At 50.0% G+C, this 23,447-nt stretch carries 24 protein-coding genes; 10 read left to right on the forward strand and 14 right to left on the reverse strand.

All coding sequences use genetic code 11. From position 1 onward, the window contains the following. Nucleotides 1–78 precede the first annotated feature (78 nt). Nucleotides 79–948 carry a DUF6612 family protein gene (locus tag CRG97_RS07215; protein ID WP_098742430.1) on the forward strand — a complete coding sequence of 290 codons (870 nt, stop codon included), beginning with the start codon at nucleotides 79–81 and terminating at the stop codon, nucleotides 946–948. A gap of 156 nt (nucleotides 949–1,104) precedes the next feature. On the opposite strand, the gene CRG97_RS07220 is transcribed toward CRG97_RS07215, so the two are convergent. After that, a complete protein-coding gene (locus tag CRG97_RS07220; protein ID WP_098742431.1) occupies nucleotides 1,105–2,085 on the reverse strand; it encodes a DUF4871 domain-containing protein in 981 nt (326 codons plus the stop codon). Beyond that, on the reverse strand, nucleotides 2,082–2,600 hold the full coding sequence (locus tag CRG97_RS07225) for an RNA polymerase sigma factor (protein ID WP_098742432.1): 519 nt from the start codon (nucleotides 2,598–2,600) through the stop codon (nucleotides 2,082–2,084). The genes CRG97_RS07220 and CRG97_RS07225 overlap by 4 nt, the downstream gene beginning before the upstream one ends. Before the next feature lie 154 nt (nucleotides 2,601–2,754). Here CRG97_RS07225 and CRG97_RS07230 point away from each other — a divergent pair, with 154 nt between their 5' ends. Both CRG97_RS07230 and CRG97_RS07235 read left to right on the forward strand, forming a co-directional pair. Continuing rightward, nucleotides 2,755–3,258, forward strand: a complete 504-nt coding sequence (locus tag CRG97_RS07230; RefSeq protein ID WP_098742433.1) for an LURP-one-related family protein — start codon at nucleotides 2,755–2,757, stop codon at nucleotides 3,256–3,258. Nucleotides 3,259–3,301: 43 nt separating this feature from the next. Continuing rightward, nucleotides 3,302–3,817, forward strand: a complete 516-nt coding sequence (locus CRG97_RS07235; protein WP_098742434.1) for a mismatch-specific DNA-glycosylase — start codon at nucleotides 3,302–3,304, stop codon at nucleotides 3,815–3,817. A 220-nt stretch (nucleotides 3,818–4,037) separates the two neighbouring features. On the opposite strand, the gene CRG97_RS07240 is transcribed toward CRG97_RS07235, so the two are convergent. Then, nucleotides 4,038–4,892, reverse strand: coding sequence for a 1,4-dihydroxy-6-naphtoate synthase (locus CRG97_RS07240; RefSeq protein WP_098742435.1), 855 nt, complete (start codon nucleotides 4,890–4,892; stop codon nucleotides 4,038–4,040). Next, nucleotides 4,889–5,599 carry a futalosine hydrolase gene (locus CRG97_RS07245; protein WP_098742436.1) on the reverse strand — a complete coding sequence of 237 codons (711 nt, stop codon included), beginning with the start codon at nucleotides 5,597–5,599 and terminating at the stop codon, nucleotides 4,889–4,891. Before CRG97_RS07245 ends, CRG97_RS07240 begins: the two co-directional genes overlap by 4 nt. A 187-nt stretch (nucleotides 5,600–5,786) precedes the next feature. Between CRG97_RS07245 and CRG97_RS07250 the strand changes: the two genes are divergently transcribed. Next, nucleotides 5,787–6,386: a TetR/AcrR family transcriptional regulator gene (locus tag CRG97_RS07250; RefSeq protein WP_076323000.1), complete on the forward strand. Its 600-nt coding sequence runs from the start codon at nucleotides 5,787–5,789 to the stop codon at nucleotides 6,384–6,386. Nucleotides 6,387–6,740: 354 nt separating this feature from the next. Here the strand turns inward: CRG97_RS07250 and CRG97_RS07255 are convergent, their stop codons facing one another. The 4 genes from CRG97_RS07255 to CRG97_RS07270 all read right to left on the reverse strand — a co-directional run bounded on the left by CRG97_RS07255 (nucleotide 6,741) and on the right by CRG97_RS07270 (nucleotide 9,848). Then, nucleotides 6,741–7,469 carry a Tat pathway signal protein gene (locus CRG97_RS07255; protein ID WP_098742437.1) on the reverse strand — a complete coding sequence of 243 codons (729 nt, stop codon included), beginning with the start codon at nucleotides 7,467–7,469 and terminating at the stop codon, nucleotides 6,741–6,743. After that, complete coding sequence (locus CRG97_RS07260) at nucleotides 7,466–8,344, reverse strand: ATP-binding cassette domain-containing protein (protein WP_098742438.1); 879 nt, start codon at nucleotides 8,342–8,344, stop codon at nucleotides 7,466–7,468. The genes CRG97_RS07255 and CRG97_RS07260 overlap by 4 nt, the downstream gene beginning before the upstream one ends. Next, nucleotides 8,334–8,720 (reverse strand): GntR family transcriptional regulator, encoded by a 387-nt coding sequence (locus CRG97_RS07265; RefSeq protein WP_098742439.1) that lies wholly within the window; start codon nucleotides 8,718–8,720, stop codon nucleotides 8,334–8,336. Before CRG97_RS07265 ends, CRG97_RS07260 begins: the two co-directional genes overlap by 11 nt. A gap of 540 nt (nucleotides 8,721–9,260) precedes the next feature. Beyond that, on the reverse strand, nucleotides 9,261–9,848 hold the full coding sequence (locus CRG97_RS07270) for a M15 family metallopeptidase (protein WP_098742440.1): 588 nt from the start codon (nucleotides 9,846–9,848) through the stop codon (nucleotides 9,261–9,263). Between the two features lie 174 nt (nucleotides 9,849–10,022). Here CRG97_RS07270 and CRG97_RS07275 point away from each other — a divergent pair, with 174 nt between their 5' ends. The 4 genes from CRG97_RS07275 to CRG97_RS07290 all read left to right on the forward strand — a co-directional run bounded on the left by CRG97_RS07275 (nucleotide 10,023) and on the right by CRG97_RS07290 (nucleotide 13,068). Continuing rightward, nucleotides 10,023–10,550, forward strand: a complete 528-nt coding sequence (locus tag CRG97_RS07275; protein ID WP_098742441.1) for a hypothetical protein — start codon at nucleotides 10,023–10,025, stop codon at nucleotides 10,548–10,550. Between the two features lie 294 nt (nucleotides 10,551–10,844). Beyond that, the gene (locus CRG97_RS07280; protein ID WP_098742442.1) at nucleotides 10,845–11,714 is read left to right on the forward strand and encodes a MurR/RpiR family transcriptional regulator; all 870 of its coding nucleotides are present in this window, start codon (nucleotides 10,845–10,847) and stop codon (nucleotides 11,712–11,714) included. Between the two features lie 49 nt (nucleotides 11,715–11,763). Beyond that, nucleotides 11,764–12,717, forward strand: a complete 954-nt coding sequence (locus CRG97_RS07285; protein ID WP_098742443.1) for an ROK family protein — start codon at nucleotides 11,764–11,766, stop codon at nucleotides 12,715–12,717. Nucleotides 12,718–12,798: 81 nt separating this feature from the next. Beyond that, the gene (locus tag CRG97_RS07290; RefSeq protein ID WP_237566328.1) at nucleotides 12,799–13,068 is read left to right on the forward strand and encodes a beta/alpha barrel domain-containing protein; all 270 of its coding nucleotides are present in this window, start codon (nucleotides 12,799–12,801) and stop codon (nucleotides 13,066–13,068) included. 105 nt (nucleotides 13,069–13,173) lie between these two features. Here CRG97_RS07290 and CRG97_RS07295 read toward each other — a convergent pair whose 3' ends face one another. The 3 genes from CRG97_RS07295 to CRG97_RS07305 form a co-directional block, all read right to left on the reverse strand. Next, complete coding sequence (locus CRG97_RS07295; protein ID WP_098742444.1) at nucleotides 13,174–14,355, reverse strand: MalY/PatB family protein; 1,182 nt, start codon at nucleotides 14,353–14,355, stop codon at nucleotides 13,174–13,176. A 33-nt stretch (nucleotides 14,356–14,388) separates the two neighbouring features. Further along, nucleotides 14,389–15,312, reverse strand: coding sequence for an AEC family transporter (locus CRG97_RS07300; protein ID WP_076323014.1), 924 nt, complete (start codon nucleotides 15,310–15,312; stop codon nucleotides 14,389–14,391). Nucleotides 15,313–15,558: 246 nt separating this feature from the next. After that, nucleotides 15,559–16,278 carry a 3-ketoacyl-ACP reductase gene (locus CRG97_RS07305; RefSeq protein ID WP_098742445.1) on the reverse strand — a complete coding sequence of 240 codons (720 nt, stop codon included), beginning with the start codon at nucleotides 16,276–16,278 and terminating at the stop codon, nucleotides 15,559–15,561. A gap of 172 nt (nucleotides 16,279–16,450) precedes the next feature. Here CRG97_RS07305 and CRG97_RS07310 point away from each other — a divergent pair, with 172 nt between their 5' ends. After that, nucleotides 16,451–18,583 carry a class I SAM-dependent methyltransferase gene (locus tag CRG97_RS07310; RefSeq protein ID WP_098742446.1) on the forward strand — a complete coding sequence of 711 codons (2,133 nt, stop codon included), beginning with the start codon at nucleotides 16,451–16,453 and terminating at the stop codon, nucleotides 18,581–18,583. Between the two features lie 169 nt (nucleotides 18,584–18,752). Here CRG97_RS07310 and CRG97_RS07315 read toward each other — a convergent pair whose 3' ends face one another. The 3 genes from CRG97_RS07315 to CRG97_RS07325 form a co-directional block, all read right to left on the reverse strand. Then, nucleotides 18,753–19,475 (reverse strand): peptidylprolyl isomerase, encoded by a 723-nt coding sequence (locus tag CRG97_RS07315; protein ID WP_098742447.1) that lies wholly within the window; start codon nucleotides 19,473–19,475, stop codon nucleotides 18,753–18,755. A gap of 355 nt (nucleotides 19,476–19,830) precedes the next feature. Beyond that, a complete protein-coding gene (locus CRG97_RS07320) occupies nucleotides 19,831–20,223 on the reverse strand; it encodes a hypothetical protein (RefSeq protein WP_098742448.1) in 393 nt (130 codons plus the stop codon). 550 nt (nucleotides 20,224–20,773) lie between these two features. Further along, nucleotides 20,774–21,478, reverse strand: a complete 705-nt coding sequence (locus tag CRG97_RS07325; protein ID WP_098742449.1) for a hypothetical protein — start codon at nucleotides 21,476–21,478, stop codon at nucleotides 20,774–20,776. A 351-nt stretch (nucleotides 21,479–21,829) separates the two neighbouring features. On the opposite strand from CRG97_RS07325, the gene CRG97_RS07330 reads away from it, so the two are divergent. Further along, nucleotides 21,830–23,281, forward strand: coding sequence for a SulP family inorganic anion transporter (locus tag CRG97_RS07330; RefSeq protein WP_098742450.1), 1,452 nt, complete (start codon nucleotides 21,830–21,832; stop codon nucleotides 23,279–23,281). The last annotated feature ends 166 nt before the right edge of the window (nucleotides 23,282–23,447 follow it).

The raw sequence follows: 23,447 nt of genomic DNA on the forward strand, positions 1-23,447 counted from the left end.
AAATTGATCAATATTTGTCGCAAATCGTATAGAATGGGATGAGTAATCTTGGAATACATATTTTAGGAGGAAATTCGATTGAAGAAGTGGACAGCAGTATTACTAGGGGCAATTTTGGTAATGAGCATGACAGCATGCGGAAAGGACAACAAAGCAGCAGACGACGCCGCAACACCACCAGCAACGGAACAAGGGACGAGCGAGACGCCGCCTGCTAAAGAAGAACCGAAGAAGGATGCTCTTCCAACTGCTGACGAGCTTCTTCAGAAGTCGGCTGAAGCTTCTAAGAATTTGAAGAGTTTTGCGATGAAAGCCGATGTTAAACAGCATATCGTAGTTGAAGGCGAAGAGAAGCAGGAGCAAGATGTTAATATGGCGCTTGATTCGGAACTTACGCTCGAGCCGGTGGAGATGATGCAGAACATCGTGATGGATTCTCCGGAAGGCAAGATCGAGATGAAGCAGTATATAACGGAAGACGGTATCTACATGCTTATGGATGGTCAATGGATGCAGGTTCCGAAGGAATCGGAGCAGGAGATCCGAGACAGCCTGGATCCGAGCAGTGCAAGTCCGGAGCAGCAGGTAGAGCAGTTCAAGACCCTCGCTAAGGACTTCAAAGTAACGGAGGACGGAGACGCATACGTTCTGACGGCGGATGTCTCCGGCGACAATCTGAAGGAGCTTGCCAAGTCCATGATGAGCCAAGCGGGCAACGATCCGCAGATGGAAGCCATGATGGATCAAATGGATATCAAGAGCATCCATATTGTTTATGGCGTACAGAAGGAATCATACCTGCCTGTAACAACCGATTTGGACATGGTAATGGCAATGGAAGCCGAAGGTCAGAAGGTATCCTTGGATATGAAAATGAAGAGCACTTACTCCAAGCATAACGAAATCAGCAAGATCGAAGTGCCGAAGGAAGCATTGAACGCGGAATAATGCTATTTGGCTGATGAAATAAGCGGAATATGAAATTTATGATATTCCACCGTGAACAGGCTGCCCCGGTTCTGTAGATGCCTACAGACCGGGGCAGCCTTATTTGATGAACTTCAGTCTCGGATAGAAGTTCTGATAGGTCAGGGTAGTGAAAGCTTAGTCCTGAGGTTTATCGACTTCCACAATGACGCTGCCAAACAGCTGACCGTTAATGGAGACCATAATACGCCATAGTCCTGGCGAAGGCAGCGACATGGAGGTTGGTATCGCTGCATCGGCACCGTTATGAGGATAAGGACTGATACGAGTTTTAAATACATCAACGATCTCGGTCGTACCTTTTTTCACGGCGGTGATCAGCAGATCCCCCTTCAATTCCTCGGCACGCCCCCAGAAATGCCACATGTATTTATTTGGTTGATTAGCGATAAATCCCGGATCAATAAAGCCGAGACGACCTTCCACGCCGGTCATAGCATAATTACCGGATCTAAAACTCGGACTCGGCTCCCAGCTGCTGTCCGGCACATCGACCACGATATCGCCGTATTTCTCCTGATCCACCATCACGTCGAATCGCCATAACCCAGAGAGCGGCAGGGCAAAGCGGGAAGAGACCCGGGTGAAGTTATCGTAAGCCATATCGGAGGTGATCTCCGTCTCGACAAGCTCTTCAAGGGTAGTTCCCGTATCCCGGTGTACGGCGGTTATGTGGATCGTTTTCCCTTCAAGCGCTTGAATTGGGGTTAACAGATTCCACCAGGCACCGGCCGGAGAGCCGGCGGTAAAATCACCACCCTGGACCGCTTGAAGTTTATCTACTCCATTCTCCGTGTATACGTTGCGGGGAGTCCACTTGGCAGCATATCCCAAGCCCTTGATCGGGATCATCCGTTGAAGCGCAGGGGACTCGCGCCATCCCCCTACCGTCGCTATTAGAAGAATCATGAATGCACTTGCGGTTATAACACGCAGACGCGTTGGAGATTTCCGCTTTTTTCGACCCTTCTTTACAGAGCCGTTAGCAGCGCTGTTCAATACACTGGATTTCATCTTCTCGGTGAACATCGGCTCGTTGAATGGAGAAGAAGCGAGTTCCTGTATCCAATCGGGCTGCAGCTCTTGTTCGGTCTTCACTGGACATCCTCTCCTTTCAACATCTTCTCCATTCGGGCGCGAGCCCGGTGCAGTCTGGATTTGATCGTTCCTTCGGATATGCCGAGCAGCTCCGCCATTTCTTTTCGCGGCAGCTGGTAATGGGATTCAAGGATGAGCACCTCGCGGTATTTGGGCGGCAGCTCCATCACGTATTTCCAAATCTGCGATACGGCAGCAGCATCCATAAACTCTTTTTCCGCAGAGGGTTCAGTCTGCTTGGAGGTTACCCAGCCGGTTAAAGACACCCTCGTCATAAAGGAAGATTTGAGATAGTTCAGGGAAAGGTTGCGGGTGATGGTTAACAGCCATGTTTTTACAGAGCTTCGGCCCTGAAACTCATTCCAGTGCTTAAATGCACTCAAGAATACGTCCTGACTGATATCATCAGCCGCATCTTTGCGTTTTGTTAGGAAGAACGCATAGTTCCACACGTCCTGGCCGAAGGACTCCATTAAATCGCTCAGCACCGTGCTTGCTTCATTTACGGCCACCATTTGTTTCAGGTACTCCAATCACATCACCTCAAATATTAGACAATTGAACATAGGATTGGTTCCCAGATTCCCCCAAAAAAATGAAACAATTTAACGTGCAAATCGTTGTAATGAGTAACAGGTATGCAAGGAATCGAGGAAGGGGAGAAGGCGTATGCATTTATATTTTAAGGATAACTTTTTTAGCTCGGGTATAACAGATATTATGGATAGGGAAGGCAGTGTAATAGGAAGTCTGGATTTGAAGAGTGCTTTCGGTTCCTCGCTGGACGTGTATAACGCTACGGGAGATCCGGTATGCAGCGGCTCGTTTCGTTTCTTCTCCAACAAGTGGCATATCGTGAGCGGCAGCGGGGAAGAGCTGGGCGTGCTGCGTATGCGTATGAGCTTTTTCACGAAAAAATTTGAATACAACGCGGGATCGCGGGGCGTATATGAGATCACTTCGCCTGCCTTTTCCAATGAATATGAAATTACGGATGGTACCGGAAGGGGAATCGCCCATTTTTCCCGTATTAGCGGCTGGCTTCAGGCCGGAGCCTATCTGCTGGAGAATGAGAGCGACGTCCTTGGAGATTGGGAGCTCGTGACCGTGGTGATGGGCATTCACCAAATACGCAAACGCAACAACAGCGCTGCCGCATCGAGCTCTCATTAAGTTCAGGTTAACCCAGAATAAGACGATGATAGGAGGAGTCAGAATGAACGAAGTCAGCGATCATCTCGATTATGGATTGACTGTTGTTTTTATCGGATTTAATCCTAGTTTGCGATCGGGGGAGGTCGGACATCATTATGCCAACCCCCGCAACAATTTTTGGAGGATTCTGCATAAATCCGGGTTGACCCCTCGCTTATATGAAGCCTCGGAGGATGGGGAATTGCTTAAACTGGGGTATGGATTTACCAATATTGTAGCCAGGCCCACACGGGGGGCCGAAGATATTACCCGCGAAGAGTACAAACTCGGTAGAGAAACGCTGCGGGAGAAGCTGGGGGAGTACAGACCGGAGGTTGCTTGTTTTGTCGGCAAGGGCGTGTATACCGAATTCAGCGGTAAAGCAAAAGCGGATTGGGGAATTCAGCCGGACTCCGTCGTGGACGGTGTTCATGAGTTTGTTGCTCCTTCTTCCAGTGGACTGGTACGAATGCCCATGGATGAGATTATCGAAATTTATCGACGATTGCATGATTTTATATCGAGGCATGAGTTCTGAACAGAGGAGTTGGACAAGAACCATCCATGAGGATCATGAAAAAGAGGAGCGTCCAGGAGACCCGATTTGTCGGACTCCTGGTGCTCCTCTTTGAACATAGAATACATAAGCTTTCAGCGGAAGCTAAATCTTCTGATTACTGCAAGAAAACTCTATTTGTAGTTTTTCTTCTATTGAAAGTACATCCATTGAGAATATATTTTAGGGTTAGGTCGCCATATTATGGACGCTTCAACAGTACAGGATCGATCCGCGGTACAAGCCCTTCATCGGCTGCACGGTTCAGCAGAGCTGATATCGCGGCATAGCCGTCTTCGCCCAGTTCTGCGGTAAATGGATTGACATACAAGTCGATGTGGGCATCGGCGACATCCGGGTCCATTTCCTGAGCGTGTTGGAGGACATACGTCCGAGAGTCCTCGGGATGTTCCCAGGCATATTCGACAGAAGAGCGGATCCAGTTCGAAATGCTTGCCAGATCCAGCGACCTCCGGGCCACAATTGCCCCCAGAGGAATAGGCAGATTGGTATCGGATTCCCACCAGCTGCCCAGATCCGTCATCAGCTTCAATCCATAGGACGAATAGGTAAATCGTGCTTCGTGAATGACAAGCCCGGCATCGATCGCTCCATCCCGGACAGCCGGCATAATCTGATCGAACGGCATCACCACGATTTCGCCGAGTCCCCCGGGTACATTCTGTGCGGCCCACAGACGGAACAACAGATAAGCTGTGGAGCGCTCACTTGGAACGGCTACCCGCCGGCCGGACAAATCTGCAGGGCTGGCTGGTGTTTTTCCGTCCGTGAGCTTGTCCGCTGTCAGAACGAGCGGTCCGCATCCGCGGCCAAGTGCTCCCCCGCAGGGCAGGAGGGCATATTCATCCAGCACCCAGGGCAGCGCGGCATAGGATATTTTTAAGATATCATGTTCTCGATCTTCGGCTGCCCAGTGATTGGTGATATCGATATCCGCGTAGGATATATCAAGCTTGGGAGCGCCTGGAATCCGTCCGTGAACCCAGGCATGAAATACAAATGTGTCGTTGGGGCAAGGGGAAAAAGCGATTTTCATCGTAACACCTCCGGTAATAATGAACTTGCGGTCTCAAGCGCCTGCAGGGCCTCCTTGATCTTCCATGCACTGCGGTCCCGCGGACCGACCTGATTGGATATGGAACGGATTTCGAGCACGGGCACGCCGGCTGCGGCGGCAGCTGTAGCCACGCCGAATCCCTCCATCGCCTCGGCTGCGGCGTCTGGCACCCGATGGAGGAGGCGTGCGGCCGTAGCTGCTGTTCCCGTCGTGGTGGAAACCGTCAGGACAGGCCCGAGGGTTACGGCTGCGCCAGCAATCTTTAAGGCCTCCGCAAGTTTGCGGGCAGAGGCTGGATCTGCCTGCACCCGATCCATTCCGAAGCCAAGCTCCTGGACGCTGCTGAAGCCGTCTTCGGTTTCAGAACCGAGATCAGCGGCTATGATGGTGTCCGCAATGACGATGGAGCTAACCTCAGCCTGGCCGGCAAATCCTCCGGCGATACCTGCGCTGACAACGAAATCATAGGTGCCTTGAATCAGCTGGCGGGCAGTAGCAGCAGCGGTAGCCGCGGGACCGACCCCACCCGCGATGACATCAAATCCATGTGCGTCCTTAAGCCCGCGCAAGACGGCTTCTTTTTCGGCATCGACTGCCGTAACAATAAGCACGCGCTTGGAAGACGGGTCTGGCAAGTTATGTGACTCGGTCATATCCACCGAGTTGGATTGGGTATGTTTCTGCATGTTATTAATCTCCTTATTGGCTGTAACGATAAACATCGTTATCCTTTTACGTTATAACGTTCTTGATGCGATGTAAAGTCTCGTGCATGTTAAGACTGGACTTTATGTGTAGCAGTAACTTTCCGATATAGAGTATAATGGACGGTAACTTACATACATCATGATTAGATTCGGAGGTTGGATAGCTTTGCGTAAGAAGGGTGCGAACGGACAAGAAAGCCGGGCTAGACTACTGATTGTCGCTGCCAATGAATTTGCAAAGTCAGGATACCATCAGACCAAGATCAGCACCATCGTTTCCCGGGCTGGATTGACGCAGCCGTCATTCTATTTGTATTTTGAAAGCAAAGAAGCCGTTTTCAAGGAGTTGGTGGAGAAATTTCGCTCTGAGCTCAAGATCCTGCTCGAGGGAAGCAGATTGGAAAGCGGAATTGATGAGGAGCATGTAACCGGTCGTTTGCAGAGCGTGCTGACGGGGTTGTTCGCGTTTCTTGGCAAAGATTCGGACCTGACACAAATCGGTTTTTTCATTGGGGATGACGCTGTCATCGTAAAGTCTGAAATGGTAGCCATGATTGAGCAAAATCTGAAAGCTGAGCAGCGGGACGGGTACTTTGACGGAGATTCCGATATGCACATCGTTGCGGAGTGCTTGGTCGGCGTCATTGAAAGACTGACCTCACAGCAGCTTCTGACAGGCAAGCGGACTCCTGAGGATCTTGCGCGTCACGTGGTGAGTTTATTTATGCACGGCATCAGCATTTATCCGGCTAAGCGGGCTACATAAGGCAATGAAATTTAATGTACAAAAATAAGATAATTAAAATATCAGAAACAGGCAGTCATATGGTTAGGGTTAACCGTGGACAGCCTGTTTTTTTGCTGTTGACCAGAGCCGAATTCCAGCAAGTAAGAATCGGGGGACTTACTCCATGATGAAGATGATGCTGGTGTTTTGGGGTCTAACCAGGATGGTTCTGGAAGGTCAATTGATTGCCCCTTTTCTGGCAGGCATCGTCTCCATTCCTTAATAAAACGAAGAGCAGCGCTACTTAATTCAAAGCGATGTAAATGATCATGATAAATGGCTGACCCCGGGGTAGAAGCTACTACCGATGGATCAGCCATTTTGGCGTATATATTACATTTTAATCGTAACTCTTCGGGTTATCAGTCGAATCAGAATAAGTGTAATCAGGATGACGGCCACGGAGCCTGCAAGAGAAACCGGCAGCGTGACGGAAAAGGCTGTCGTGACTGGTAGCCACTGTTCCCATATGGAAGCCAGCTCAAATTGCCACAATGCATCCATGAAGCCGATTAACACGAGGGCTAAGGCGATCCACCCCAAGCCGCGAATCCAGCCAAACCGGTAAAATCCGGATCCGATCATCCACCCCATCAGATAATAGGTAAAGATTTGGACGCCATAGGAGACAAGTGTCAGCAGCCAGTTGTTATCGAAATCCTGCAGCAGCGAGGTGCTGCCGGCATCATGGGAGGAAACCATCCCGATGATCCAATTGACTAGACCCACCACGACTGGAAAGGCCAATGACAGATAGACGGCAGCCACAGCGGCTCCAGTGAAGAAATCCCTGCGGGTTACTCCATGTCTTACATAATAGCTTAGAAAGCCGTAGGCCGAAATAATGCCGATGACGAGCATAAATCCTTTGGTTGAGCGATAAGTGAGAGAGAAAAAGTCCTCCTCTGCGATTCCTTCGCGAACATTGACACCAATGCTGTTACCGATGCCGACTCCAAAATAGATCAACAGCACAATAAATAGAAATCCCAAGGCCCAGCTGCCTTGCTGAATAAACATATCCGTCGATACTCTGGTTACGGCCGATGACGTTTTTTTCATGCGGAATATTCCTCCCCCGTCAGATGGATAAACAAGTCCTGGAGCGAGATCGGCCCGATCTCAAGTCCTGCCCGATGTGCGGCTAGTTGGGATGCCTCGTTTAATTCCCCATAGACCATGACGGCCTTGGTAGAACCGAGCTGCTGCACGTTGAGTACCTTCATGCCCTGGATGAATTCATCTACCTTTGCCGCCGGTCCCGTAATGGAAACGCCCCGGGACGTGAGGCTTTCATAATCGTCTTGCAGCACGAACTGGCCTTTGTGAATGATAATGACTTCCTCAAACAGATAATCCATCTCCGAAACCAGGTGGGTGGAGAGAATGAATGTACGGGGATGGTGCTCCTGGTCTTTCAGCAGTTCCCGGTAAAAAATTTCGCGTGACGGCGCATCCATGCCGAGATAAACTTCATCCAGTATGGTAACTGGCGAGCGGCTGGCAAGTCCGATGCATACGTTAAAAGCCGATTGCATTCCTTTGGAAAGCTGCTTCAGCTGCTTATCCAAGGGCAAATTGAATTTGCGTGCGAGCTCAAGGGCGTACATGGTATCAAAATGGGGCCGGTGTCTGGCTATGGAATCAATCGCTACCTTGACCTTGTCCGTCTCGTCTTTGTAGTCTACATCATAGATGAAGGAGACTTCCCTCATGATCTTCGCATTTTCGAACGGCTGCTCGCCGCCAATCGTAACCGATCCCGATGAGGGTTCACGAAATGAAGCAAGAACAGACAGTAGTGAGGTTTTGCCTGCTCCGTTGCGCCCCAGGAGACCATAAATTTTGCCTGCCGGGAGATGAAGCGAAACATTGCGGACGGCTTCGAGGTCACCGTATACCACCGATACGCGGTCAAACTGAACATCAAGATTCATGGAGGTCACTTCCTTTTAACTGGGTTATGATTTGAAAAAGCTCATCCGTGGACAAGCCGAGTTTGTCTGCTTCCTGTACCATAGGCACCACATAATGTTCCGCAAATGCACTCTTTCGGGTCTGGAGCAGCATTTCCTTGGCTCCTTCTGCAACAAACATGCCGACACCTCGCTTTTTATAGATGAGTCCGGCATCAACCAGCAGGTTGATGCCTTTTAACACCGTGATGTGATTGATTTTGTAAAATTGGGAGAGCTGCGTCGTGGAAGGAACCTGTTCACCTTCAAGCAGTTGATCATTCACGATCTGGTCCTCGATCTTCTCCTTGATCTGGATGAACAGGGGCTTATTATCTGGATGCACGGTACCGCTCAATAAGAATCACCGCCTTACCTTCATGTGCTGTTAAGGTTATATACTCATATATATGACTATATAACCAAAAGGTGAATCGAATGTCAAGCATTTGGTTGGTTGTCATAAATCCATTAACACGCATTTCCAAAGAACAACGTCAAAAAGGTCGACCAGAAGGATCTGGTCGACCTTGATCTAAACGCTGATGCGTAAGTCATTATCTTGCGTATGACTAAAGTATGCGAACCTCGATGCTCATTAAAACATGATACGTAATACAAAAATTCCAGTAATTCTTACGGACTCAGAATACGTTATTTCGTTAAAAACAGACTCTCTTCTCACCGTAACGGACAGGGGAGCTCTTATTTACGATTAAAAGCGGAGGTAAACTATATTTTTAGTAGAATAGCGACTTTGGTGTCCGTTATATTCCGAGAATACGGAATGAAATCGTAAATAACGTCGATGGTGTCCGTTAATATTCTATACATGGGATCCGGCTGCGCTTATCTGGACATACCATACCTATCGAGTTCTTCAAATTGCTATAGCCGTTCACTTTGCTTCCAAAGTCTCGGAAGCGTCCATGGGAGGGAGCTTTCCCCGTTTCAAATCACGGATCGTCAGTCCAAAATCGATCTGTAGATGCGGATAATCCGGGAAGTTTGCCCAATCACCGCCCCACTGGAAGCCTAAATCTTTGGCAATTTCCACAACTTCCATCCAGTCGGCCTTGCCGTTTCCGTTCCCGTCATATTCCATATCCCAGATGATGCTTCCATCCTTTAGTCTTAGCGCAAAATCAATCGCAAGTCCATAGTTGTGAAGGGATTCTCCTGCCTTGGCATTCGTCACGATGTCGCCCTCGGTGCTGCGGCCCTGATTGTAGATGCGGGTCTGCTCTTCATGGCTGCGGTAACCGTCCGTTATGATGATCGTGATTCCTTTTTTCTTGGTGAGACGGACAAGCTCGTTCTTTTGCTGCAATACATACGGGTGGAGCTGGGAGACTTTAGGAGTTTCTTTATTATTAAAATCAAGATCGTTGATGAATCCCGGTATGGAGGTTTGCAGCTGCATATAAAATATGGCGAGTAATAAGGCAGCAATAAGGAAAAGTGTCATTTTTTTGCGTTTGATCATGCGAACTCTTTAATCTACCTACTTTCATATAATGGCTTACTCTATTATATCGGCATCCCGCCCCGTATTCCAACAGACGGGGCCTCCTGACCAGATATCGACATGAATAGCAATCCATGGTTTATCGCATCCTATTCATAAAAATGGTCGCTATCCGAAAAAAGGGGGATTGCAATGAGCAATATTCAAAATATGTCGATGAGACTCAATCAGCTATCGGGCCAATTGACTACGGCAGCGCAAAACGGGGGAATGAACGAAGTTGGAGTGATCGTAAGCCAGCTCAGTCAGATCCAAGCCGAACTTCAAAGCGCCCAGGCTGCGGTTACGCCTGAAACTTCTGCTGCCGTCCGTCAGGAACTGGTGAATTGCCGGATGGTTTTGCATGGGATGATGAACGCGGTGCAGGATATCCGAACCGCTACGGCGGAGCAGTACCGCCAAGTGCTGGGCGAGAACAAAACGGCATTCGAGCAAATGGACGAGACTGCGCAGCAGAGCGAGTACGCCGAAGCTTATCAACATCGTCAGCTGTTCCAGCAGATGGATCAAGTCAGCCAGCAGCTTCATCAGCTGGATGGTTCGATGCTGGATGCAGGTTATCAGATGGAGCGGGGACAGGTGACCGGCGACAGTCTGAATGGAGCCGTCACGTTGGAGGGGCTGACTTCAGCTACGGACGATAGTGGAAGCATGATGTAAGACTGCTCGATCGGAGGATCGAAACAGGATAACAGTTAACTACAATAATCGAAGCTGCAGATCCGATTCACAGGATGCTGACAGCTTCTTTTTTTTAAGAGATATGAACGTATAAATACCAGATGCTTACCCTTCCTTATCTAGCACGAAAACCTTCTGCTATATGAAGTCTGTCTTTAGAGAAACTGCGTCAATATCCGTTTTTTTAGTGATTGAAAGAAAACTCCTTTTTATTATATAATTAAGGAGAAAAAATTCTTTTTGTGCCTGTTAGAGAGAAACGAGGGATGTGGAATGGCAAGAGTTGGCCCAAGACTGAATCATTCTAACACGCTGCTGATGATATCAAGCATTTATTCTTCCCTGACCAAGACGGAGAAAAAAGTGGCTGATTACGTGAAAAGTTACCCTGAGGAAACCGTGCTCGCTACCGTAACGGATTTGTCTGAGAAGGCAGGGGTCGGCGAGACATCCGTCATTCGATTCTGCCGCAAGCTGGGGTTTCGGGGATTTCATGAATTCAAGCTGTCCGTTGCACAGGATTTGGTGGATCGTCCTCCATCCGTAGTGGATACCGCTATCGATGAGCAGGATGACATGATGACGGTGGCCCGCAAGCTGACGATGCAGCATGAAATTTTACTTAAGAATACGCTGGATCTGGTTAACGCCGACAATTTAAAGATGGCGGTGGATAAGCTGCTGGCCGCAAACAAAGTGTATGTCTATGGCGTGGGTTCTTCAGGCATAACCGCACTGGATTTGCATTATCAGCTGATGAGACTGGGGCTTAATGTGGAAGCGCACCGGGATTCGCATATTATTGCCATGTCCGCTTCCTTGGTCAAGAAGGGCGATCTCGTATTCGCCATTTCCACTTCCGGCAGCACGCGTGACCTGGTGGATCCGGTGAAGGAAGCGAAACAGAATGGAGCGGACGTCATCTGTTTGACCGGACATCTCCGTTCCCCGATTGTTACATACGCGGATACGGTACTTCCTGTATCTTCCAGGGAAATGCCGACAGAGGGCGGAGCGCTGGCAACAAAGTTCATGCAGACGTATATGTTGAACATTCTTACAACGCTCTTAACGATGAAAAAAGAGGATGCCTCGAAGTCGTTGGAGAAAACCGCAAGGTCCGTTGTGGATAAGCTGTATTAGTGAATCGATCATCCATTTTATTGATTACAGAAGGGAGTGTATACATACTATGAGTTACGCGATCGGTGTTGATATTGGGGGGACGAAAGTCCAGTTTGCAGTCATTGATCGAGAAGGAAAGATCATAAACCGGCATCTGATGCCTACCGAGGCGAACAAAGGGCCGGAGCAGCTTATGAACAAAGTCCTGCTTGGCATCGACATGATGATGGAATCCGCCGGTTCAGAGGAAGAGGTGCAAGGTATCGGTATCGGCAGCGCAGGCCAAATTGATTTTCGGGAAGGGACCGTTCTATACGCGGGGGATACGTTGCCAGGTTGGACGGGGATGGAGATTAAACGAAAGGTATCGGAACGTTACGATACCCGGGTGCATGTTGACAATGATGTTAATGTTATAGCCATTGCCGAGAAAATGTACGGCGTTGGCAAGGATTGTGATAACTTTGTGTGCCTTGCTCTTGGTACGGGGATTGGCGGTGCCGTTATCGAATCGGGGCGTCTTCTTCGAGGCGTCTTTGGCGGGGCAGCGGAGCTTGGCCATGTCAGTATTGACATCAACGGTCCTCGCTGCAGCTGTGGAAATAACGGCTGTATTGAGCTGTATGCTTCAGGCAGCGGCATTGCCAGATTAGGGCTTGAGATGCAGAAGGATGAAAGCGCTTCATATGCCTGGAAACCTAATGCCCGGGATATTATTGAGGCCTGGCACCGGGATGATCCATCGGCCACAGAGGTGATGCGGGTTGTCATCCGAGCACTGGGAGCGGCTGTTGCCGGTTATATTCATGCATTTAATCCGGAGGTTGTCGTGATCGGCGGCGGAGTGGCGGAATCGGGTCCTCGTTTTTTGCAGGCGCTTGATCAGGAGATCGATGTCAGGACTTCTTCGTATATGAGAAGCTGCTGCCGGATTATGCTCGCTAACTTTGGCAGTGATGCAGGTGTCATAGGTGCAGCAGCTCAAGTGTGGCGTTATGGTGAGATTGATTCTATGTTGTAAGTAATATAGGAGAATTATTCCTTCAAAAATCAGGTAGAGGATTAGTGGTGTCTTGTCAGGCTTATGAGGGTGAACCGTTGTTTGGGCCACAGCATATGGTTGAAATGGCGAATGGGCCGTACTGGAGGGGCCATAGGTATAAGGGCCAATGGAACGGCAGATATTGCGGTGATTAAAGCTGCCGTGAATGTTCCGGTCATCGGGCTGCTCAAACGGCAGATCGAGGATTATCCCGTTTATATTACCCCGACCCTTGAGGATGCCTTTGCCGTTCATGAGGCCGGCGCTGACACTGTAGCTATGGACGGGACACGGAGACCGAGACCGGATGGGAAACTACTGAAGAGGTAGTGGGCGAACGAGGGTGTCAACTAAGGCAGTTTTGCATCGTCTTAAAAAAGCAATAAAAGGAGCCGCGCGTTTAGCGCGGCTCCTTTTATTAATTGAGTTTGTTTCTTATGCTTTCCGCCATTCCTCGATCGCTTTATGCAGGCGAGACAACGCCTCCTGAACGGTGGCGCGTGTGCAGGCCAGGTTCATGCGCATGAAACCTTCGCCTTCCTTGCCGAAGGCCGCGCCGCTGTTTAAACCAAGCTTCGCCTCTTGAACCAGGAAGCGGTTTAACTCCTCGTGGGACATGCCCATCCCGCGGAAATCAATCCACAGTAGGTAAGTAGCTTCCGGGATAACCACCTTCAGCTCGGGCAGATGCTCCTGGGCGTAATTCGAAACCAGCTCCATGTTCTCGCGGATGTAAACCAGAAGTTCATCCAGCCATGATCCGCCTTCACGGTAAGCGGCCTCGGTGGCGGCGGCACCCATTGGTGTAATGGAGCCAATGGCGTAACGGTTCAGTATTTTGCGGAACTTGCTGCGCAGCTGCGCATTCGAGATGATGATATTCGCCGTATTCAGACCGGCGATATTAAACGTCTTGCTTGGTGCGGTGCAGATGATGGAACGCTCGGCAGCATCCTCGGACAGAGCGGCGAATGGCGTATGCGCACCAGATTCAAACACCAGATCTGCATGGATTTCATCGGATACAACAAGCACATCGTATTGCTGACAGAGGGAAGCCAGACGATCCAATTCCGTTCTGGTCCACACCCGGCCTATCGGGTTGTGCGGACTGCACAGAATGATCATTTTGACTTTGCCGGTAGAAAAACTCTTCTCCAAATTCTCGAAATCCATCGAGTAATCTCCGTCCTCACTTCGAAGAAGCGGATTATGCACCAGCTCGCGACCATGGTCCTGAACGACGCTATAGAATGGCGGATAGACCGGCGTCTGGATGACGACTTGATCTCCCGGCTCGGTGAACGCATCCACGATAAGGCTGAGTGCCGGAACGACACCCGGACAGAATTGAATCCACTCCTGCTGGATACTCCAGTTGTGGCGTTTCTTCATCCAGTCGCAAATCGCTTCACGGTAAGAGACGGACGGGAACGTATACCCGAATACGCCATGCTCCACCCGTTGATGGAGCGCCTTTACAACGGCGGGTGGCGCGGCAAAATCCATGTCGGCCACCCACATCGGAAGCGCGTCTGGCACGCCGAAGATGGTGGGAACATTGTCCCACTTCTGACAGTCGGTACAGTTTCGGTCTATCGCAAGATCAAAATTCATATGTAAATTCCTCCTAGTAGAGATGAGTTAGCGCTAAGCTACAAATTTAGCTAATGTGATTAAGCCGGTAATCGTAATTACGTTTAGTATGGTCGATATAAGGACAGTTTGTGCAGCAAAATCCGGCTCATTCTGATATTCTTCCGCCAAGATGGATGAATTTACGCCAACCGGCATGCCTGAAGCAATGATGAGCGCTTGAGCCGGGATGCCCTTTAAGCCGAGCAGCAGCACGATCAGAATGCCGATGGCCGGCGCGACCAGGAGACGCAGCAGCACGCTGAGGTAAACATCAAGCCGGCGCAGGCGGAGCGGATATTTGATGATCTGTGCGCCGAGCGTCAGCAGGGCGATCGCCACCATGGACTGGTCCGCATACATCAGAGGTTGTGAGATAAAGACCGGAAGCGGCAACGCCAGGGCATGCAGCACAATGCCGATGACGAGGGCATAGGGAACGGGCATTTTCAGGAATCCGATGATGGCCTGTTTGTATAATCCTTCTGTCTTGGCTCCCTGAATGGAAATAACTCCGTACGTGAACGTAAGGAGGCTCTGAAAAGACATGATGAGCGCTTGTACCGAGCCGGCCATCGGATCACCCTTGAAGGCGAGGTCATTGATCGGAAGGCCGTAGTTTCCCGAATTATCGAGCAGAAGGCTATTGGTAAAAGCTGCTCTCATCCCCCGATTGAACTTGCGCTGCTTGGCAACCAGCATGCTGATCAGGTAGAGGACGCCGATATAGAGCGCATAGAATAAGGCCACCATGCCCAGCAGCTGCGGTGACATTTTGGACTCGTACATACTCATAAATACGGCTGCAGGCGTAATGTAGTAAAAGTTAATTTTGGCGAGTGTGTACAAATCGAGTTTAAAGGCATATTGCATAATAATGCCAAAGCCTATCAGGACAAAGATGGGAAGTACCACTTCGAGTAAAATGTCGGCGATCATGCTGTTGTCATCTTCTTTCCATGAGTGTAGCTTAAGGTAAATATTTGGCTGTCGTATGACGCCATGTCATTATATCATGACAAAGGATAGTTGACACTTGATTCCGTATGGAAAAAAGAACAATTGTCGCTGGCCATAACCAATCGCTTTACACCTGGGCTGCACGCAAAAAGGGTGTTCCCTTGGCCGACGCCCAGGGAACACCCTTGGATGGTTATAGCAATAGGAGCGTCTGTCGACGCGTCATTATTGCGGGTTGGTTGTCCAAATTCCGGCGGTTTTGACAAATACACGCTGCGGCAGCTTCAGTGCAGCGAGCACAAGCTCAGCTACGTCTTCCGGCTGCAGCATCCGGTCCTCATCCCCGATCTTCAGGCCGGCATTGACGGCAAGATCCGTGTTCACGGTGCTTGGGGTCAGAGCGGTCACGCGAATGTTGTGTTTGCGAACCTCCTGCAGCACGGCTTCGGTCAGTCCCATAACGGCAAATTTAGAAGCGTTATAGGCAGAGCCTGTGGCGAATCCACGCTCTCCGGCCGTAGAAGAGATGTTGATGATATCACCCTTGTTATGCTCGATCATGCCCGGCAGTGCCGCGCGCGTCATGTAGTACGTCCCCATCAGGTTCACGTCGACGATACGTTTCCAGGCTTCAGGTTCCATCTCCAGCAGATTGCCGAATTGGGCAATGCCCGCATTGTTGATTAGAATGTCCACCGAGCCCAGCTCCATGTTTACCGCTGCAAAAGCAGCCTCTGCCTCGCTCTGTACGGAAACGTCGGCAACTGCCGCCACGGCTCTGACGCCATATTGTTCAGCAACCAGGGCGCTCAGCGGCTCCAGATCAGCTGCCGTACGGGCGACAAGCCCGACGTGCACGCCTTCCTTGGCAAGCGCGATCGCCAGGGCGCGTCCAATCCCTTTACCTGCACCCGTGATGAGGGCTGTTTTATTTTTCAGGCTCATGTACACTCACTCCTTCACATCAATAAAAAAATATGGTTTCGTTGACCAGTATACCCTGTAGCATCGGCTATTACCAAATGCTTGCGATCCATCGACAGGAATTTGTTATAATCGTAGCAGCGAAAAAACATAAACGTGTTCATTATTATTTCAGGAAGTGGAGGAACAACCTATGCTGCACGCGTTGGACATCATAACCGCTTTTCGGCAGGGGGATGAAGCGGCTGCCAAGAGGCATCCATGGTTAATGAAGCTGGTATCAGCCGAAGAACGAATCGTGAATTTGGAACGGATTACGTCCATCGGCCAACTGGCCCATGCCAACCCCGTGCTCGATTATGTAGAACGCACATTGAATATACTGGATTCGCTGCCTGTTTCCTATTGGATTAAAGAGCTGCTGGAAGAAGTACTGGTATGGGCGGAAACGGCGAAGGGCGGAACGATGCGGGATCGCCTTCGTTGGCAGCAGTCGGGTATGAACTTGTTCCTTCATAATATCGGGTCTGCCCAGCTATATGAGAGACATATCCAGGACAGCAAGGGAACCATGTCTCCACATGAGGAGATGGTCCACACACTCATACTTACCCATGGACTGCTCGGGCAACACATTCGGGGCGAAGTCGCTTTTGAGGAGAACTTGCCGCTGTATAAGCTTACGGAGGAAGGACGGCTGACCGCGGATGAATTGATCCGGCTGCTAATCCCTTTGAATCACTGCATCATCGGTGGCGTATCGGAGGAGCTTTGGCATTCCGTTCAGGAAGAAATAACGCAGCTTATTCGTAATCTTGCCGAAGGGATCGGACCGGACCGGTGGACTTACGAGGGACGGCTGCGCCGTCTTCGGTCCGTTTCGATTGCCCGGGGAGAAGACTTCGATAAGCAGCTTCAAGGGATTCGTGAGCAGTGTGATCTGTCAGCTGCCCTGCATGGATTTCAGGATATGACGCTCTGGTATGTGGAAGCTGCCCTGCAGGATTTCTCGTTGGAGGAGTTCATGAAGGTTCTTTTGCTTGCACTCCATTCGGAGAAGCAGAGCCCGGATCAGCAAGTTGCGGAGGGGCAGCGAGATCAGCTGCTACCGGATTCGGTGAGTCACTTAAGCTTTGAGCCGCTGATGAATGATATGTATTACGATTATAAAGGCGTCAAGAAGCTGAACGTATATAAGAAGAGAATGATTGAACAATATTTGCGCCAAACGGATTGGACGGCTTGCCTTCACGGGCCGGTGATGGCTAACCCGCATCTGAGCCATCGGATCGAACGGAAGCCGGAGCTACCGGATACGGTATTCTTTACCTTCGAATTCTCGCAAGCGGCGGAGAAATTAATTGAATTTTGCATCGAAGCGGAGAAGTCGCCGCTCTATGAGAAAGCGGTGCTGCTCCTGTTTGACCTGTTCGGCCTGCGCCGGGACGCCTACGACAGGTTTCATAACGAAGAGAGTTATTTGAGTGATATGAACAGCACGGGGAATTACAAAAAAGTGATTCTGGATTATATTACGGGAACGGCGGTGCTGGATATCGGTCCCGGGGGCGGCGTGCTGCTTGACCTGATCGAGGAACGGCTGCCGCATGTGCGTCCGGTCGGGATCGATATCTCCTCGAACGTGATTGAAGCGCTGGAGAAACGCAAACGTTTGGAGCACAAAGCATGGGAAGTGATGAAGGGGGATGCGCTGAATCTCAGGGACTACGTGAAGCCGGGAAGTGTCGATACGGTCATCTTCTCCTCGATCTTGCATGAGTTGTATTCTTATGTTGAGATGGACGGATCCCGCTTCAATATGGCCACTGTAGAGGCCGCGCTGACCAGTGCCTACGAAGTACTCGCATCCGGCGGCCGCATCATTATCCGTGACGGGATTATGACCGAGCCCGGGGATATCTGGAGAAGGATTCGCTTCCTGGAGGCGGATGGGCTGGAATGGCTGACCCGGTATGTCTCCGATTTCAAGGGCCGGGTCATAACATACGAGCAGCTGTCCGAGACGGAAGTGCGCATGCCTATAAACGATGCAATGGAGTTCCTGTATACCTATACTTGGGGCGCCGAGGCTTATGTTCATGAGGTGCAGGAGCAGTTTGGTTACTTTACGCCTACGCAGTATGCGGAATGTATACGCAGGACGTTAGGTCCTGAAGCGATCATCCGCGTGCAGCAGCATTATCTGCAGGAAGGATATGCCGAGGCATTGGCTGATCGCATCGAATTCATGGATGAAGAAGGAAAGCCGGTGACGCTGCCTGACAGCACTTGCTTGTACGTCATCGAGAAGCCGGCCCATACCTAGAAGAGATAACAGGTTGTAGCTAAAAAAAAGAGGACCCGCACGCTCGATTCAGCGCACGGGTCCTTGTTCGTTAGTCGTCGTTTAATCTGCCATGGTCACTGTGTACACAAGTGGTCCGGCATGTATTCCATTGCTAGAATTTGCGACACAGTCCTAATCCAAAGAGATACTATTCCTGCTTCTTAGGGTCCGGATAATCCTTGCCGAGCGTATCAACCGTCACTTTCTTCATGACGGGCACCTCAAGCGGTTTGTCCATCTGGTCCCGCTCCAAGCCCACGATCTCCTCAGCCGTTTCCATCCCCTCGATCACCTTACCGAAGGATGCGTACTGGGCATCCAGGGAAGGAGCATCCGCAACCATGATAAAGAATTGCGATCCGGCGGAGTTTGGATCCTGTGCCCGGGCCATCGATAATACGCCTGTCGTATGCTTTAGATCATTCTGAAAGCCGTTGGACGTAAATTCGCCGGGAATAGCGTAACCGGGTCCCCCCGTTCCGTTACCGTCAGGGTCGCCTCCCTGAATCATGAAGCCGGGGATGACGCGGTGAAAGCCTGTCCCGTCATAGAATCCTTGTTCCACCAGGGAGATGAAATTGTTCACCGTATTCGGCGCAACCTCCGGATAAAGCTCCAGCTTTATCGTTTTGCCGTTCTCCATCTCAATCGTGACAATAGGATGGCTGGCGTTCGGGTCCGGCACATTCTGCTTAACCTCGGGCTCCTTCGGGGGTTCCGCTTCGGGTGCTGTTGCCCCGTTTGTCGAACCTGTTCCGCCGCCTGAGCCGCTTTCGGCTCCCTTGTCATTCTGACCGCATGCCGTCATCACAAGCAGCAGCCCAAGGATGACGAATAGGGCGGGCATCCAGCGTATTCTGCGTTTCAACATCATTGATTCCTCCTGTGTTATTCCTTATCAAGCCTTAAGTATTTAATCTGTATCATATTTTATCACAGGTTGGACAAGTACTGAAAATCGAAAAAGCGGAGTATACATATCTAAAGCTTCCATCGAAGTAATGTCACAGAAGCCAGACCGCTTTAAGAGGATGTTTTCCTTGCGATGATCGAATGGGTGTTTCGCTGCGCCGAAACAGTAGGCATTCGATCATCTAAACTAAAGCTTACAGCTTGCTGATGACGATGTTCGAGTCGGTTCAGCTTCCCGCCCTATACTCAAAAAATAAGCCTCCGGACTTGTCGCAAGTCTGGAAGCTTAAGGGAAGGAAAAGTTTGAACTGTCTCTACTTCGCCGGAAATATGCCCTCCACTTTGTTTAGAGGGAGCAGAATCCGGGAGCGGTTCTTATCCTTGGCAAGCAATTCAATAAAATCGGCTCCGATTCTGACCAGACGGATCCGGTTAAAGGCACCACGGGTAGGGAAGGTGGTCCGCACACCTACCAGCATCGTTTTGCCCGGCGGCTTGACTTCAAATACCCGAACCGAGTTGAGGCTGGACGGCACAAAGAGCTCGCCGTGTACCTTGATGAAATTTTTCGGGAATACCCGCTGCAAACGTCCGGGCTCTAAACCGGTGTTCGGAGCGTTGACTTCTACCAGATGACCGGTTAAAGAGGCCAGTCGCTGCTGCAGCGTGATTTTATGTCCGCAGGGATGGAGCGGCAATCCTTTCATATTCAGCATCATCCTTCCAGGGTCGTATAGTGTAGTGTATGTTGGAAGGTATGACATGGGTGAACGTAGAGGTTCACATTTCCGGCGTGAAGGATCAGGAAGATGAAGAGTTTCCGCGGTTGCTCGTTTCACTGCCATCCGGCTTCTCGTGTTTAATGCTGCCTTGGTATCGGTATACTGTCCGGATATGAATCCTCGACAAACAGACCAAAATCCTCATCAATATCGCGTTCGGTCACTAGACGTTGATTCTCGTCAGAATGCTTCTTCATCGGCGGTTCCTCCTAGTGAATCTAGTCTTTGAAATGGTTGGCTAGTATAAGAACTGATAGCTCGACCCATACTGTTTTACTATAAAGATGTTGTATGGGAGGCATAGGCATGGAAAGAAAGGGAAACATATTAACAGCACTCATATGGGGTACCTTGATCGGCATCCTGCTGTGGATGTCATTTCTCGGCTGGCTGGATATCATATTCGGAAAATAGACGATCGTACCCATACTAGTATAAGACCCGCCTTTCTATTGGAGAGGCGGGTTTTGCAGGTTTAGTCGTCTCCACCATGGCTGCCGTTTAGTAGATCGATACCGTGCATCTGCTCCGTCGGCGGGGCAGCGGGGTCCACCGGGCTATTGGCCGCAATAGCATCCGCATCCGGTACATCCTCCAGCGGCTGGTACTCATCTTCTCCGGACGGGTAATCTTTAAAAATGTCCTGGTTTAAAAACGCAGTCCCGCTGCCGGTTAATGATGCGTCTGCTGCAAGCCGCCGCTCCGTATCGCCGGAGTATTGGCCGATAATTTCGTCTCCGGGACGAGAAGGGGGTTCGCCTTCGACGGCCCGCCATTCCCGATCCGTTACATCATCTGCGACATCGCGAATGTAGGTTTCATCGACTGGTCGATCCCGCTCTATCCGGTCTGCTTCTGCCTGCTCTGAGGGTGAAGAGGAAAAGGTTCTCTCGTCGGCAATGGTCCACTGCTCGGGATCGGCACCGGTAGCTTCCCATGCATCGATGGCGCTGTGATCCGGGTCCATACGTTCCTCCGGTTTTGCATCCGCAGGTGCCGCTTCATTCAGATCGTACGCGATATGGTCCGCATCTTCGCTGCTTAGGCTTTGCTCCGTGTAGGTGTTGACGTCTCTCAGATCATCTTGCGGAATCATCTCCGTATCTTCAACTCTCCGCTTGGCTTCGAATTCCAAATATGTTAAGTCTGCCAGCGTATTCCGATTGTTTTCGTCTCGCATATTGCCCATCTCCTTCTATGATTTCAAATACATTTCAATACAACAGGTTTCTATACTTCGACTTTACCCGCTGAAGCAAGAATGAATCCCGGGTACCTTCAGGCTATGATGAACCAAACAAGTTCTATCTTTCCCTGTCATTTGCCGCATTATGAAAATTTTAAAATAAGAAAAATGGACGAAATCCAAAACAAACGGGAGAAAAGAAATGATTTCGTGGAATAGATCCGCTAAATAGATAATGAAATTTTGAAATGATCCCGTTATAATCGAAAAAGTGACTATCGGACCGGGACAATCCTGAGAGTGGATTGTCAATCAACTACAATAGGACAGGAAGTGATTAGGACTTTGTTTCAATGGATTAAACAAGGCTTCTTTGGCAACTCACGCAGAGATATTTTGTCAGGATTGACGGTAGCGTTCGCTCTCATACCGGAAGCGATCGCATTCTCTATCATGGCGGGTGTCGATCCCATGGTCGGACTCTATGCTTCTTTTGTGATTGCTGTCAGTATTTCATTCTTCGGCGGACGTCCCGGTATGATCTCCGCAGCGACAGGGGCCATGGCATCATTAATGGGACCGCTTGTGGCGATGCACGGGATTGAGTATTTGTATGCCGCAACCATTCTTACAGGAATCTTGCAATTGTTGATGGGGGCGCTCAAATTCGGACGGTTTATTACGTTTGTTCCCCAGCCGGTCATCACCGGATTCGTGAACTCGCTGGCCATCATTATTTTTCTGGCCCAGCTTCCGAATTTCAAGGGTGAATCGTGGCCGATGTACTTGATGGTCATCGGAACGCTGCTTATCATCTATTTGCTGCCGCTGGTTACCAAAGCGATTCCCTCGGCGCTTGTTGCCATCATCGTAATGACGATCATAGCGGTGTGGTTCAAGGCTCCTGTGCAAACGGTGGGGGACATGGGCAACATTACGCAGGCTCTTCCGTTCTTCCACATTCCGAATGTAACTATCAGTATGGATATGATCATGACGATATTTCCTATTTCTCTAGCTCTTGCTGTCGTCGGGATGACGGAATCGCTGCTGACGGCGTCGCTAGTGGATGAGCTGACGGATACCGGCAGCGACAAGAACCGCGAAATCCGCGGTCAGGGTGTTTCCAACGTGATCACTGGATTCTTCGGCGGCATGGCCGGTTGCGCTATGATCGGACAGACGGTGATTAATGTGAAATCGGGCGGTCGCACCCGGTTATCAACGCTGGTGTCTGGTGTGTTCCTGCTGTTTCTCATCATTGTGCTCGGCGACGTCGTGAAACAAATTCCGATGGCAGCGCTTGTCGGGGTCATGTTTATGGTTTCTATCGGTACGTTTGAATGGGGATCGCTTCGCACACTTCACCGTGTTCCGCTGGGTGATGCCATTGTCATGCTGGCAACGGTGATCATCGTGGTGGCAACGCATAATCTGGCCATCGGGGTCATGACCGGTATTATGTTAAGCGCGTTGAATTTCGGCTGGAAAACGGCAAAAATCCAGGCCGTACCGCATGTGCAGCCAAACGGTACGAAGGTATATGAAATCCGGGGGCCGTTATTTTTCGGAACGATGATGTATTTTATAAACCTGTTTGACGTGAATGAGGACCCTGAGCATGTCGTGATTGATTTTTCCAAATCCCATGTATGGGATCAGTCAGCCACGAATGCCATTTCCAAGGTATTGAATAAGTACAAGGAAGCGGGTAAAGCCATTACGCTCGTGGGGTTGAACGATGAAAGTCAGCGGATGGTTGATAGAGTCGGCCTTGCTTCAAGCTCCACACACTAGAAACGAAAAGGGATTGCTTTTTAGCCTTAGGGTTAAGAGCGATCCCTTTTTATTTTGCCTTTATGTAATAAAAATTTTACAAACGGAACAGACGTTTCATGTTATATTGATTGTAAATGAACACGAAGTTTGTCGAATCAGCCGGACGGTGAAGATGCGGACTTTT

The organism is Paenibacillus sp. EZ-K15 (assembly GCF_002573715.1).
Lineage (GTDB): Bacteria > Bacillota > Bacilli > Paenibacillales > Paenibacillaceae > Paenibacillus_AQ.